This window comes from Metabacillus sp. GQ13, assembly GCF_059758525.1.
Genome location: NZ_JCAXET010000004.1, coordinates 55,951 through 68,842, shown reverse-complemented (window position 1 = coordinate 68,842; position 12,892 = coordinate 55,951). Strand labels below are relative to the sequence as shown.

The following is a 12,892-nucleotide window of genomic DNA, read 5'->3' as shown; positions in this document are numbered from 1 at the left end:
ACAGGTTTTCCCTTTTCGGATTCATTTCTTACAGCCAATGTACAAATAAACTTAGATAACCTTAAAATCTCTCCATTCAATCGGTAAAAGCTCTTGATATTTCCGCGAAAGAAAACGATCATCAATTAGGACAATCACTCCCGTGTCTGTTTCAGATCTGATTAATCGCCCTCCTGCTTGTAGCACTTTGTTTATGCCAGGGAAGGTATAGGCGAAATCATATCCGCTTTTTCCTGTTGTTTGAAAATAATCCTTGATAATATTTCGTTCTAGACAAAGCTGTGGTAAACCAACTCCGACAACAATTACACCATTCAGACTGTTCCCTTTTAGATCAACACCTTCAGAAAACACACCACCTAATACCGCAAAGCCAATAAGTGTTTCGGAACTATCTTTTTTGAACTTCTCTAAAAATTGCTCCCGTTCTTCCTCGTCCATCCTATTAGTTTGGATGATGGAACGAATTTCAGGGTTGTTTGTAGTAAAATCTTCATATACATTTTTCATGTACTGATAGGAAGGAAAGAAAATCAAATAGTTTCCTCGTCGTTGTATTACTAGCTTTGAAAGCATTTCAATCATTTGTTTTTTCGTATGGTCTCTGTCATGATATCGAGTGGAGATTGGTTGAATGAATACTTCTGCTTGTTCCTTTGCAAATGGTGAAGAAATCGCAAGGGTATAATCCTCTGGTGTACCACCAAGCATATCCATAAAATACTGGAGTGGTAATAGTGTGGCAGAAAAGTAGACAATTGTTCGGAACTTTTTGCTAATCTGCTGCAAAAGATAAGAAGGGTCCAAACAAAACATTTTTAGATGAACCTCATTTTTAACAACTTCCACATATGTCACATACCGTTCATCAAAAAGCTTTGATATGCGAACAAATCCAGTTGCAGCATAATAGGTATCTACTAGCAATTGCTGATCGTTCGACTTTGTTGGTTGCAATAATTCAATCTCAGCGTTTCGAACGAATTCTTCAAGCATCTCGACTAAATCCGTTTGTAAATCCTTCAGCACAAGTTGTCCTTTCTCTGAATACTTCTTCTTTAATTCAATAAAATATTTATTTAGTTTAGTTACAGAATCATATACATTGGAACCTTTAAATTCACGTTTTAAGGTAAGAAAGGTTGATTTTGCTAATTCTGCTGAAAACATCTCGCGAGCCCGATCCACTAGATTATGTGCTTCATCTATTAATAATGCTGATTGTCTTTTATGCTCATCGAAAAAACGCTTTAATGATACTTTCGGGTCAAAAATATAGTTATAATCGCAAATAATGGCATCGGCTACAGATGATAAGTCCAAGGAAAACTCAAATGGACAAAGCGTATGTTTTCTCGCATATTCCTCAATTTTCGCTCGGTTAATAAACGTTTCATTAGACAATATATCTAAAATAGCTTCATTGATTCGATCATAATATCCATTTGCAAACTCGCAATACTCCTTTTGACAAATGGTTTCTTCTTTAAAACATACTTTTTCCTTAGCAGTAATCGTAACAGCGCTCAAAAATAGACCTTTATTTTTCAATTGGGAAAAAGCTTCTTCTGCGTTTTGCCTTGTGATTGTTTTAGCTGTTAAATAAAACATTCGTTCAATCTTTCCTTCTCCAATCGCCTTAACGGTTGGGAACAGGGTAGAAATGGTTTTTCCAATTCCAGTAGGTGCATTTGCAAATATATTGTTTTCCTCTGATATTGTTTTATAAACGGCACCTGCGAGCTTACGTTGACCCTCTCGATATTTTCCAAAGGGAAATGGTAATTCAGAAATGCTTTGATCCCTAAGTAGTCGATGCTTTTGCATAAGGGATGCATAGGGCGAATAGTGCTTTACAAGCTCTTTTACAAATTGTTCAAGTTCCTGAAATGTAAATCGTTTTTGAAATTTCTTTTGCTCATCTGTTATAATATGTATGTACGTTAATTGAACAATCATATCTTGCTGTTCATAATCTTTTGCATAGATATAGGCATAAACCTTAGCCTGTGCCCAGTGCACTAGGTAGGTATCCTCTTCTATTCCACTCAAGTCTTTTGAAGTTGACTTAATTTCATCGATAATGATTTCATCATTACGAAAAATCACCCCGTCACATCGACCTTCTATCACAAAATTCATCGTTTCATATTCGATCTCCGTCTTAAGAGAAACTTCCTTTTTATCTGTTTCTTGATACGTACTTTGAATGGCCTTGTGAGCCTTCGTACCTTCTGTCATAGTAGAGACGGTTCGAAATTTATTGTCGATACTTCCACTACGAAATACATACTCAACTAATGTGCGTACAGAAATTTTTATTTCGGGTAGCATCTAATCACCTAATTTTTCAATTCAATTAGTTCTATCGTACAAGGTTTGACAACTTTACGCAAAGATAAAGATGGCTAGGTAGAAACGATTTCTCCGTCACTTACGAACCATCCCTAATAGTTACATATGAATACCTTTTTGCCATAACATCACTAGTCAGACCAAATAAATCAACAGGTTCAGCAAATGATTCTGAAAATACCTTATTATTTAATAATATCTTCAGAATAGAACTTCATTTAAAGAATATCTATTGGGTAGGATTTTCTGAGATATTATTATATAATACGGTGAAATTACTGTTTATTAATGTAGAAAACTCTCTATTCACCTCAATGAACTTATACATAAGTAGCAGCAAAGATCTGCAGAAGGGACATGTTTCTTGAAACTAAAGTCATTGATATTATTCACTTTTTTTGTCGCACTACTACAAGGATGTTCCAGTCAACCTAATGAAAATGATTATCTCGCAACAAATGGTCAGCTAGACTTAACCGAATGGAATAATGAAGACACCGATACGTTAATTCCTTTAAATGGAATGTGGGAATTTTATTGGAACCAATTACTTACCCCTAGCGATTTTCAAAATAAGGCAACTATTAATAAAACTGGTGATATCTCTTTGCCTAGCAAATGGCATACCTACAATAATAAAGACGGTGTCAAACAGCTCCCAAAAGAAGGCTTTGCGACTTATCGACTAGAGGTATCCATAGCAAATTCGGATGAAATATTAGGAATGATTGTCCCTTATATGCATGGGAATTACAATCTCTGGGTCGATAATAAACTGCTCGCTAAAAACGGACAAGTTGGTACAAATGAGGATACCAGTGTTCCCGGTAAAGATCCTAAAGTTGTTTATTTTTTACCAGAAGATGCTACATTCACTTTGACCTTGCAAATATCTAACTATTACTACAAGGACGGGGGGATGTTTCTGCCTATAACTCTAGGTGAATCTGAGAATATTCATGATAGCCATTCCAGAAAAATCATCATCCAATCAATCTTACTTGGTGTCCTGATTTTAGCAGGGATTTATCATATTGTTCTTGGAATCTTTAGAAGAACAGAACGTTATTTCTTTTATTTCGGAGCATTCTGTTTAATGGTTGCTTTCCGTTATCTTATGATTGATAATGTCTTATTCACAGACATGTTTCCTACCTTTGATTGGGAACTTACGATGAAACTCGAGTTTATTAATCTTTATAGCCATGTTCCTCTTTTAGCCATGGTATTATACAGCTTATATCCTACGCTCAATTATAAATGGTTTACTTATACGTGTCTTATCGTTGCTATTGTTTACGACCTATTGACTATTTTTACTGAAGCAAAAATTTATCACTCCTTCATCATTTATTTTCAGCTATTTATGATTATATGTGTATGTTATGCGCTGATCATCGTCATTAAATCGATGAAGAAGAAGCAACAGGAAAGCTATTATATCTTTACTGGTATGATCATTTTGATGGCTACTATTCTGCTTGATATATTCAGGAATATACTTAACCTTACTGAACTGAATCTATATCCTATCGGTACGGCTATATTTATTATTTGTTTTTCTTTAGTCCTATCCAAGAGACTTTCCACCTCGCTAGATCTTTCAGTTGAGTTATCTGAAGAACTGGTTCAACTGAATAGTGATCTAGAAACCAAGGTTGAACAGCGTACGATGCAAATACAACAATCGAATCGTCAATTAGAAGAACTGAACGATAAGCTGAAAAAAATGGCGTTAGTTGATGGACTGACAAATATTTCAAATCGCAGACAATTTGATGAATATTTTGAAGAACAATATAACATCTGTAGCACTGAAAACAGATCTCTTTCCCTTTTATTTTTAGATATCGATTACTTTAAAAAATACAACGATTATTATGGACATCAAAAGGGCGATGAATGTTTAAAAATGGTCGCTAAGGAATTAAACGATTATGTCACAGAATTACCAGAAGGTATTGTATCCAGGTATGGCGGAGAAGAATTCGTTTGTGTGTTACCTAGCACTACTGAGGGTAATCCCGAACTATATGCTCAAGAACTTAACCGTAGAATTGAACATTTACAACTTCCACATGAAAAATCTCTAGTTTCCAATTATGTGACAGTAAGTATTGGGCTAACCACTGTTATACCAAGTACTACAATAGAGAGGAAAGATATCATAAAGCAAGCCGATCATGCCTTATATCAAGCAAAAGTGGCTGGAAGAAACCGAATAGCAATATATTCTGACATTAATTAATCAAAATTCATGCTTTCTTATCTCTTAAAAAAGAACTTTCCCAGATTAAATCGGTGAAAGTTCTTTTCTTCTTAAAAACTTTTCAGAGACTTTAGTGGTTATTACGCATGTTTTGGTTACAGATTTCTTTTTAAAGTAAGTACATTAAATTGAACCAACAATTCTTTTCCTTACCATTCCTTTTTTTAATAAGGCTCTTTTCTAAAAGTTTGTTGCTCTAGTACGAATAAAAATCGGCTTTTGGATTTTTATTATCTAAATTGAAGCGATCTCCAGTGGGATATCAGCGTCATTTAACGAAAAGAGCACGAAGATAGGCTGAATACGTAAAGATTTACTTATTACGAAAAACAACAATCTTTGCGAAAACAGCCTTTAATAAAAACAAATTCAAGTCCTACCTTTTTAAACCTTATGCCTTTAAAACAAAAAAACACATACAAATATTGATTTCAACATTTGTGCGTGTTTTATCGTTTCTTAATTGAACTTGTTCGTCACTAAAGATACCAATGTTCGGGATTTAATTTGTTACTTCCTCTCACCATGATCTACACACCTAGCCACTTCCTCCCTTACCATCGGTGCAACCTCTTTACCAAGAAGCTCAATCGCTCTCATCACATCGTCATGTGGTATTGAACCAACTGGTACATGTAACATAAAACGTGTGATCCCGACATTCTTTCTCAAGTGAATTACCTTCTCAGCAACCGTCTTCGAATCACCGACATACAAAGCTCCTTCAAAGCTTCTAGCAGAATCAAAGCTCGCACGGGTATATGGTCCCCACCCTCGTTCTCGACCTAACTTGTTCATAACTTGTTGAGTGGAAGGGAAAAATTTGTCCGCTGCAAGTTGGGTATTCTCAGCAATAAAACCATGCGAATGAGAAGCAACTGGTAATTTTGAAATGTCATGACCTGCATGAGCAACAGCCTTTTTATATAATTCCACAAGTGGTGCAAATTGAAGTGGACTCCCGCCAATAATCGCTAATACGAGTGGTAAACCTAATAGACCTGCTCGGACGACAGATTCCTGATTACCACCACTACCTATCCAAACGGGTAACGGATCTTGAACTGGTCTAGGATAAACACCTAGGTTATTTATTGCTGGACGATGCCCACCTTTCCAGGTTACTTTTTCGGATTCGCGTATTTTTAGGAGGAGTTCTAGCTTTTCCTCAAATAGTTGATCATAGTCTGTTAATTCATAACCGAACAAGGGGAAAGATTCGATAAACGATCCACGACCTGCCATGATTTCTGCTCGTCCATTTGAGATCGCATCGAGTGTAGCGAAATCCTGAAACACTCGCACTGGATCTGCAGATGATAAAACTGTAACCGCGCTTGTTAGTCGGATTCTCTTTGTTTGTGACGCAGCAGCAGCTAGTACAACTGCAGGAGAAGATGCAGCAAAGTCTTCACGATGGTGCTCACCTACACCAAATACATCGAGGCCTACTTGATCAGCAAGAACTATTTCTTCTACAACTTCTCGTATCCTTTGCGCATGACTAACTACTTCTCCTGTTTCTACATCGGGTGTGGTTTCTACGAATGTACTTATGCCTATTTCCATTTTGTTTACCTCTTTCTATGTAATTGATATATCTCGATTCAAAGACAATACAGTGTCAAAAGTTTATACTCTACATCATACCAAGTAAGATGATTTATTCCATACTGTTGTACTTGTTTACAGTTCGCACAAAGGAATATGGTATTATTATCTTTTTCTAATAAATAGACTAATTAAGTCTCTATTAGTAATTATACATAATAATACCTATAGTAACCAATTCGAAATAGCTAATCTTTTTCGAATAGAATGTTGTTTTTTATTTTAAAATTGTATGAAAAGAAGGAACTCACTAAGCAGAGTTCCTTCTTCCTTTACTATTAATCTTCTTTTACAATTGTCTCGAACTTCATTTCTTGTGATTCAGGTTCTAAAGCACCATTGTATGCCCAAGAATAATTTTTTATTTCAGAGGTGCCATCCGCATTGATAATCTTGATTTCTTCATTTGTGCTCACAATTACTTTTCCACCATCTGCCCAATAATCAATGATATCTACAGATACGATTTCTTCTTTAATGCCCTTTTTAGATAAATTTGTTACTAAACCTTTTTGTGCTTCGTGGAGCTCACTTCCTTTTAATAAATACGGTTCTACTAATGAGAAATCGTTAGTATTAATCGCATTTACAAGCCCATTTAGATATCCTTCTGTTAATTCAACCATCTCCTCAGGAACATCAGCACTGTTAGTAAAGTTGGTATCTGATGTGGATACTGAAACTTCATTAGAATCTGCAGACCATTTAGAAGTAAATGTTTTTGGTTCTTTTACATTCATTTCTTTTGTATTTGATGTGTCAAAACCATATGTGCTATCCGTGTCATGAAGCAACCATTTACTCTGTTTTTCGTCGTACTGTAGGTAGAATATTTGTTGATCGATTGTTTCTTCTATAGTAGATTTAAGATCTTCATAACTTGACCAAACTTTCGATTTTCTTTCGCCTATTATAATAGCAGACCATACTCCATCGTTTTTTTCGACGGAAGATGAACTTAAATCAAAGTTCGTACCTATGTACTCATATGAAACGTTATATCCATCTTCTTTATAATAATTCGCTTCATCGATGATTTCGTCTGTGTACTCTTTTGTTGCTGTAGTTAATTTACTTGCATCTGTTGTTGTATAGGCTTCTCCATACTCTGTGTAAAAGTTATGTATAGCTTGCATGACTTGATTTTGAACATCTTCAGTCATAAAGTCGACTGTCACATCGCTATCTGTAATCTCTACTTCCTTAGATGTAACTTTCCCCCAAGGAAATTCGCTTTTGACAGAAAGCTTCATCGAACCATCTGTTAACACAGGACCAAATGTTGCATTCTCAGTCACATTTACACCAACATCTTTCCCGTTTATGTTTAATTTTGCTTCTGTGTCGATGCCATCAGGTAGATACACGGTTACTTCTTCTGCCTCAATTTTAATAAATTCATGTTGTTTCTCATTTACAGCATTTAGTAAAAATTCATCCTTCGCAACCAAATCAATAAGATCTGTCTTTAGGTTAGCTTCTACCTTATGATAACCTGGAACAAATGGGCCAAATGTCGATTCAAAGTCTGGTTTATCTGCCCTTCCAACTTCTTCACCGTCAACATATAAAAGCGTATCTTTATAGTTTGTCCCTAATTGTAAGTATACTGGATCAATATTTAACTCGAATTTATCCCAGAAAAGGATATTTCCGTCTCGTTCTAAGTTAATCATCCCTTCTACTACAACACTATTAATTAATTCTTCTAGCTCGGCTCCCTGTTGCACCTCTTTTGATGAAGCCACTTTAGCCTGAGTTTTTAAAAGTTCTATTGTTTCGTTTATCTCTTCAGGGTTTTCTTTAAAATAAGTTAATAACCCTTTAACACTCTTTTCATTAATATCTAGTTTCTTATCATTTGAGCTTAGTAGTTTGGAAACGGCCTGTTCATCGTTTTCATTTAGTGCTGTTTCAAAGTTTGTAATTAAACGTGTCTCCGATGTTAGCGCTTCTCCGACTTTATAACCTCCAAATAATAAAACAACTGCTGCCGCACCAATGATAAAAATGATTTTATTTTTTTTAGACATTGGTTTTTTAGGTGACATTGGCACTGATGTGACGCCATTCTTCTGTAGAGACTCTGCCTCATTCTTACTACCTACTAGTGTTCCGCATTCATTACAAAATGCCTGTTCATCGTTGATCTTGTTTCCACATTCTTTACAAAATTGCATCATTCATACTCCTTTAATCACTTATTCAGATTAATATATAAAAAGATTACTAGGTAATTATATCTATAAAAGACAACTTATGAAATAAAAAAATAATATTATTTAGCTTTCCTTTGTGGTTTGACCTGCTTTTTTCTAAAAAAATCAATTTCTCCTAACAAATGAACCAAAAGTCCTATATAATAAATAAAGTAGTTTTAGATTACTTCTGGTAATCTTGTATATTAAAGAACTAGAAAGGAAGAATCATCATGTATCAATGTCCGAATTGTCAACATCAAAATAATGGAGGGAAATTCTGCGAAAAATGCGGTAGTAAACTAAATAGTGTATCATCGACAGAAGCAATAGCTGAAACAGCTGGAACCTCCACCGGAACTACTCAAGATTTTAGTGGCCAAGGAAAACAATATTTAGAAGGAGCGAAAAATATATCTAAATCCTACTTCACTTACTTTGTGGAAGTAATGAAAAAACCATATGCCTCTTCGGTAAATGTTGGCCAAGAACATTTCATCAATGGTATTATCACAATTGTCTTGTATTCTATTTTTATTCCATTAATGTTTTATTTTGCATTAAAAGGTGTATTAGCAGAAATGAGTGGATTGGCAAGTGAACTTATGGGGGAACAAGAAGTTTCGATTCCATTTAGTGATATTGTCTTAAAACCTACTTTCGCTTACATTTTCTTTATTTTGCTAATCGCTTTATTCACATTTGTTGCCGTTAAACTAGGGAGCGTGGATGCAAGTTTCAAAGAAGTATTTGCTCGTTTTGGATCTTTCCTTATACCTTCTGTTGCCATTTTAGCTATTGCACTTATCTTTTCTATTGTAAAAGTTAAACTATTTATTTTTATCGCACTTATTGGTTTTCTAACAAGTATTTTTATGGTACCACCATTAGTAATTGCAAGTTATAAAAAACAGACTTCAGATGGCGTAGATGTTATCTATGGTTCGCTAATTACATACACGTTAACATTCATTGCTATAGCAATCATGAGTGATATGCTATTTGAATCTTTAAAAGGTTTCATTACAAATATGATTGGTGGAAGTTTATTTTAAATACGAAAAAACCTGATGTTATCTTTCATCAGGTTTTTTACATTTTTTTACGAGCATTAGTTGTAAAGTACGATAACACCTTAAGTTGGAGGCATTTCCTTATTTCTGAAAACCTAGTAAACTCCTTACCATTAACCAAAAAAGCAAGACCCGCCCCCACAAGATCAAAGCAGAACCTAAGCCAACTGCCGACATCTAAGTTTGAATCTGATCGTCCCCCATTGTATTCATATCAGGTAAAAACAGCCAAGTAAGAATAGCGATTATACAGAGGAGTGCGCCTGTTACGTAATAAAATCTGACTTTAAAAAGTGATGCTAGAGGTTGCTTTACACGGTAGGCATCGTTATTTTGTTTAAATCAAAAAAAGCACCTCCAGGAATGGAAATCCTTCTTTGATAAATTTAATATAGCAACTATTACAGAGTATCAACAAAATTCAAATAATCTTGAGCGCTTTTTTCCAATTGGCTTGAACCCAGCTCATTTTCTTCTTCTTCGTTTCCACCCGGCTCATTTTCTTTTCCATAAAACGCAAAAGTCGAACGATAATTTGCATGGCAATACAGGAAAGTTGTTTCAAATGGAGCTAATATTTGTTCAAGTGTATACCGATATCTTCCGTTTTCACTATAATCTTCTTTTTTGATTCCCGCAGATACACCTAAAGCAACTTTACGATTCTTTAAATGATCCCCTCCATTTGAACCATAAGCCCATCCATAAGCTAAAACATCGTCCAACCATTTTTTAAGAAGAGGTGGACAATTAAACCAATATATAGGAAACTGCAAAACAAGATTACCATGCGATTCAACCAATTTTTGTTCTATTTCCACGTCTATGTTTCCATTAGGGTAAACCTTAGACAATTCGTGGACAGTATACTTTTCTGGATATTTTTTGAGTTCTTCTACCCATCGTTTATTAATGACGGATGTTTCTATACTTGGGTGTGTTACGATAATAAGAGTTTTCAAAGATTTGTCCTCCTTAAGTATTATTTGTATCTTGAGTATAAAGAGCACACGGTATCCACTTTTAGTCGAGGTGCTTTATAAAGGTGAGTGTCAAATCATACATAAAATACTTTTCTATAAGGAGAGGGACTAGCGAACATAAAACCAAATAAATCACCATTACCTGCATCAAAAAAATGTTCCAATAGTTTCAGATTGTTTCTATATTCATGACATAAAATTACCTTTGTTTAATCGAAAACCTGTTAAAATAATCAAACTATACGCCCAAAGTAACCAAGCACTGAAAAATGGTAAGGCATCAATATGTAACTGTGGAAACACCTTTTGAAAATAAATAATACTAAATATATCTAAAATCATTCCCGGAAGTGCAATTTGCACTGAAGTTTCGAGCCATTTATATTGAGGTAGTCCCCTTAAAAAATAGTAAGGATATGTGGCTAATGCAATTAAAGGTATTGCTAGAAAAAAAGTGATAAGCAATGAAAGTTCGTTACCTGGGATTAGAAATAAATGCCCAAAGAAACGGAAAAGTAGTGTAGCTAAAATCCATATAAAAAAGCCCCAGATTACATTTATCATAAATTTACTCCTTATCAATATTTATGGTAAATAATTCGAGGTTTATACCTTTTTTCCTTCCTTAAAATAGAAATTTTTAGGTGATTAAAACGTACTTTTTATAAATTGATTCCAGTGAATCCTGGCTGAAGAGATGAATAAGCTGTTTTTTTTACATATCTTAGCATTCTAAATCGGTTCAATTAAAAAGAATTACACGCTACAATTCGTGGCTATTTCATTATAAAAGTAAATAAATCTGGTATGCATCTTCCCACCCTTTTCGACAGATCGGAGTGTATATGCCTATAAAAGTCAAATCTCCCCTACCTTCTCAGCATATTTTATTGAAAGATAAACACTAATTGCGCCTAAAACACTCAATATTGCTAGAACAGGCTCCGGATTAAGATGAAAATATGAGGAGAAATTAGGTAATTGCATAGATACGATCGCGCAAATAACAGTTGGAACTGTTGCTCTTTGCCAAATAGCAAAGTAAAAAAGAGGGATGAAACAAATCAGCGTAACAACGAAAGAACGAACAATCATATGACCTAAAGAGCTGAACACTTCCGAAGCCGTCAACTGCCATTGAATGATCGGCATAAACTGATCGAATAAAAGGGTTACCACACCTGTAAATAGAAACGATATCATCGAAGTAAAAAAGACAAAAAGTGAGATGAATAGTACTTTTGCTCCAAACAGTTTTTTTCGAGTTATTGGATAACTGAATGCAAGTGAGATCGTTCTATTTTTATATTCATCAATGAACACCTGACTGATTAGTGATGCTCCAAGCAAGGAAAATCCACCTTGCACAGCTCCGATTAATCCAATCATGGAATGAAAATTTAGTCCGAAATCAGCACTTACCACTTTTATAAAAAACACAGGCATAAACATAATAATAAGCCAGTAAATGATTAGCTCCCCGATTATTGATTTTTGTTTTAGTTTTTTCCATTCTAGTAACATCAATTTATTCAACATGTTCACCCCCACTAATTTGCTTATAAAAATAATCTTCCAATGAACTTGTGTGTTTTTGAATTTCTTCTATTCCAATATCATGTAGGACTAACATCTTTGAAATGTCTTGTTGGGACATTGCCAAATCATAAATTCGAATTCTATTACCTTGTATAATTTTCATATTGGAAATATGAAGTTCACCTTCGAGCAAATAAACTGTTTTTTCCAAATCTGTTGTCAGAAGCTCAATATAATCGGTCCGTTGCTGTTGAATATCGCCTAAACTCACCTCATTCAAAAGCTTTCCATTATCAATTACACCGATCCTGTCAACAATCTGTTCCATCTCACCTAAAATATGACTTGAAAGAAGAAACGTTATCTCGTACTCTTTGTTAAGCATTCGGATTAAATCGCGGATATCTTTAATTCCAATTGGATCCAAACCATTTGTTGGTTCGTCTAAAATGATTAATTCTGGCTTCGTTATGATGGCTCTGGCAATTCCAAGTCGTTGCTTCATTCCAAGTGAAAAGTCCTTTACTATTTTATTTTCAATCCCTTTTAAATGCACCAGATCCATCGCTTCCCTTATCGCAGCTATATCATAAAACCCTAAATATTCACTATGAAGTTCTAAATTTTCCATCGCTGTTAAATGTTCAAAAAAGATTGGATATTCAATAATACTACCGATTCGTTGTAAAGAAGACTTCGATTCCTCAGTTAACAATTGACCAAATAACTCTATTACTAACAGCTAGAGTACATGCAACTATTCGAAGGGCAACAAACTACCTTTCTACTGAAAAAAATCACCTTATCCACAATACCCTCCATTATAAAGAGCTTACGCTTGATATGAATACTTTTTCTGCAAAC

At 34.6% G+C, this 12,892-nt stretch carries 8 protein-coding genes and 1 pseudogene; 2 read left to right on the top strand and 7 right to left on the bottom strand.

Translation table 11 applies throughout. From position 1 onward, the window contains the following. Window positions 1-51: 51 nt before the first annotated feature. Window positions 52-2,334 carry an ATP-dependent DNA helicase gene (locus AC6CHR_RS05775; protein WP_498247582.1) on the bottom strand — a complete coding sequence of 761 codons (2,283 nt, stop codon included), beginning with the start codon at window positions 2,332-2,334 and terminating at the stop codon, window positions 52-54. A 385-nt stretch (window positions 2,335-2,719) separates the two neighbouring features. Here AC6CHR_RS05775 and AC6CHR_RS05770 point away from each other — a divergent pair, with 385 nt between their 5' ends. After that, the gene (locus AC6CHR_RS05770) at window positions 2,720-4,603 is read left to right on the top strand and encodes a sensor domain-containing diguanylate cyclase (protein WP_498247581.1); all 1,884 of its coding nucleotides are present in this window, start codon (window positions 2,720-2,722) and stop codon (window positions 4,601-4,603) included. A gap of 531 nt (window positions 4,604-5,134) precedes the next feature. Here the strand turns inward: AC6CHR_RS05770 and AC6CHR_RS05765 are convergent. Beyond that, window positions 5,135-6,193: an LLM class flavin-dependent oxidoreductase gene (locus tag AC6CHR_RS05765; RefSeq protein ID WP_498247580.1), complete on the bottom strand. Its 1,059-nt coding sequence runs from the start codon at window positions 6,191-6,193 to the stop codon at window positions 5,135-5,137. A 320-nt stretch (window positions 6,194-6,513) separates the two neighbouring features. Then, window positions 6,514-8,415 carry a zinc ribbon domain-containing protein YvbJ gene (locus AC6CHR_RS05760; RefSeq protein WP_498247579.1) on the bottom strand — a complete coding sequence of 634 codons (1,902 nt, stop codon included), beginning with the start codon at window positions 8,413-8,415 and terminating at the stop codon, window positions 6,514-6,516. Window positions 8,416-8,666: 251 nt separating this feature from the next. Here AC6CHR_RS05760 and AC6CHR_RS05755 point away from each other — a divergent pair, with 251 nt between their 5' ends. Further along, complete coding sequence (locus AC6CHR_RS05755; protein WP_498247578.1) at window positions 8,667-9,488, top strand: zinc ribbon domain-containing protein; 822 nt, start codon at window positions 8,667-8,669, stop codon at window positions 9,486-9,488. Window positions 9,489-9,907: 419 nt separating this feature from the next. Here the strand turns inward: AC6CHR_RS05755 and AC6CHR_RS05750 are convergent, their stop codons facing one another. From AC6CHR_RS05750 to AC6CHR_RS05735, 4 genes and pseudogenes are all read right to left on the bottom strand, one after another. Further along, complete coding sequence (locus AC6CHR_RS05750; RefSeq protein WP_498247577.1) at window positions 9,908-10,468, bottom strand: NAD(P)H-dependent oxidoreductase; 561 nt, start codon at window positions 10,466-10,468, stop codon at window positions 9,908-9,910. A 207-nt stretch (window positions 10,469-10,675) separates the two neighbouring features. Continuing rightward, the gene (locus tag AC6CHR_RS05745) at window positions 10,676-11,053 is read right to left on the bottom strand and encodes a DUF5367 family protein (RefSeq protein ID WP_498247576.1); all 378 of its coding nucleotides are present in this window, start codon (window positions 11,051-11,053) and stop codon (window positions 10,676-10,678) included. A gap of 294 nt (window positions 11,054-11,347) precedes the next feature. Then, window positions 11,348-12,028 (bottom strand): ABC transporter permease, encoded by a 681-nt coding sequence (locus AC6CHR_RS05740; protein WP_498247575.1) that lies wholly within the window; start codon window positions 12,026-12,028, stop codon window positions 11,348-11,350. After that, window positions 12,018-12,761 (bottom strand): annotated as a pseudogene (locus AC6CHR_RS05735) (ATP-binding cassette domain-containing protein); the annotation flags it as partial. The pseudogene AC6CHR_RS05735 and the gene AC6CHR_RS05740, both read right to left, overlap by 11 nt. Window positions 12,762-12,892: the final 131 nt, after the last annotated feature.

Coding starts and splice junctions, on each gene's coding strand:
- AC6CHR_RS05775 (WP_498247582.1), bottom strand. CDS start 2,334: ATGCTACCCGAAATAAAAATTTCTGTACGCACATTAGTTGAGTATGTA.
- AC6CHR_RS05765 (WP_498247580.1), bottom strand. CDS start 6,193: ATGGAAATAGGCATAAGTACATTCGTAGAAACCACACCCGATGTAGAA.
- AC6CHR_RS05760 (WP_498247579.1), bottom strand. CDS start 8,415: ATGCAATTTTGTAAAGAATGTGGAAACAAGATCAACGATGAACAGGCA.
- AC6CHR_RS05755 (WP_498247578.1), top strand. CDS start 8,667: ATGTATCAATGTCCGAATTGTCAACATCAAAATAATGGAGGGAAATTC.
- AC6CHR_RS05745 (WP_498247576.1), bottom strand. CDS start 11,053: ATGATAAATGTAATCTGGGGCTTTTTTATATGGATTTTAGCTACACTA.
- AC6CHR_RS05740 (WP_498247575.1), bottom strand. CDS start 12,028: ATGTTGAATAAATTGATGTTACTAGAATGGAAAAAACTAAAACAAAAA.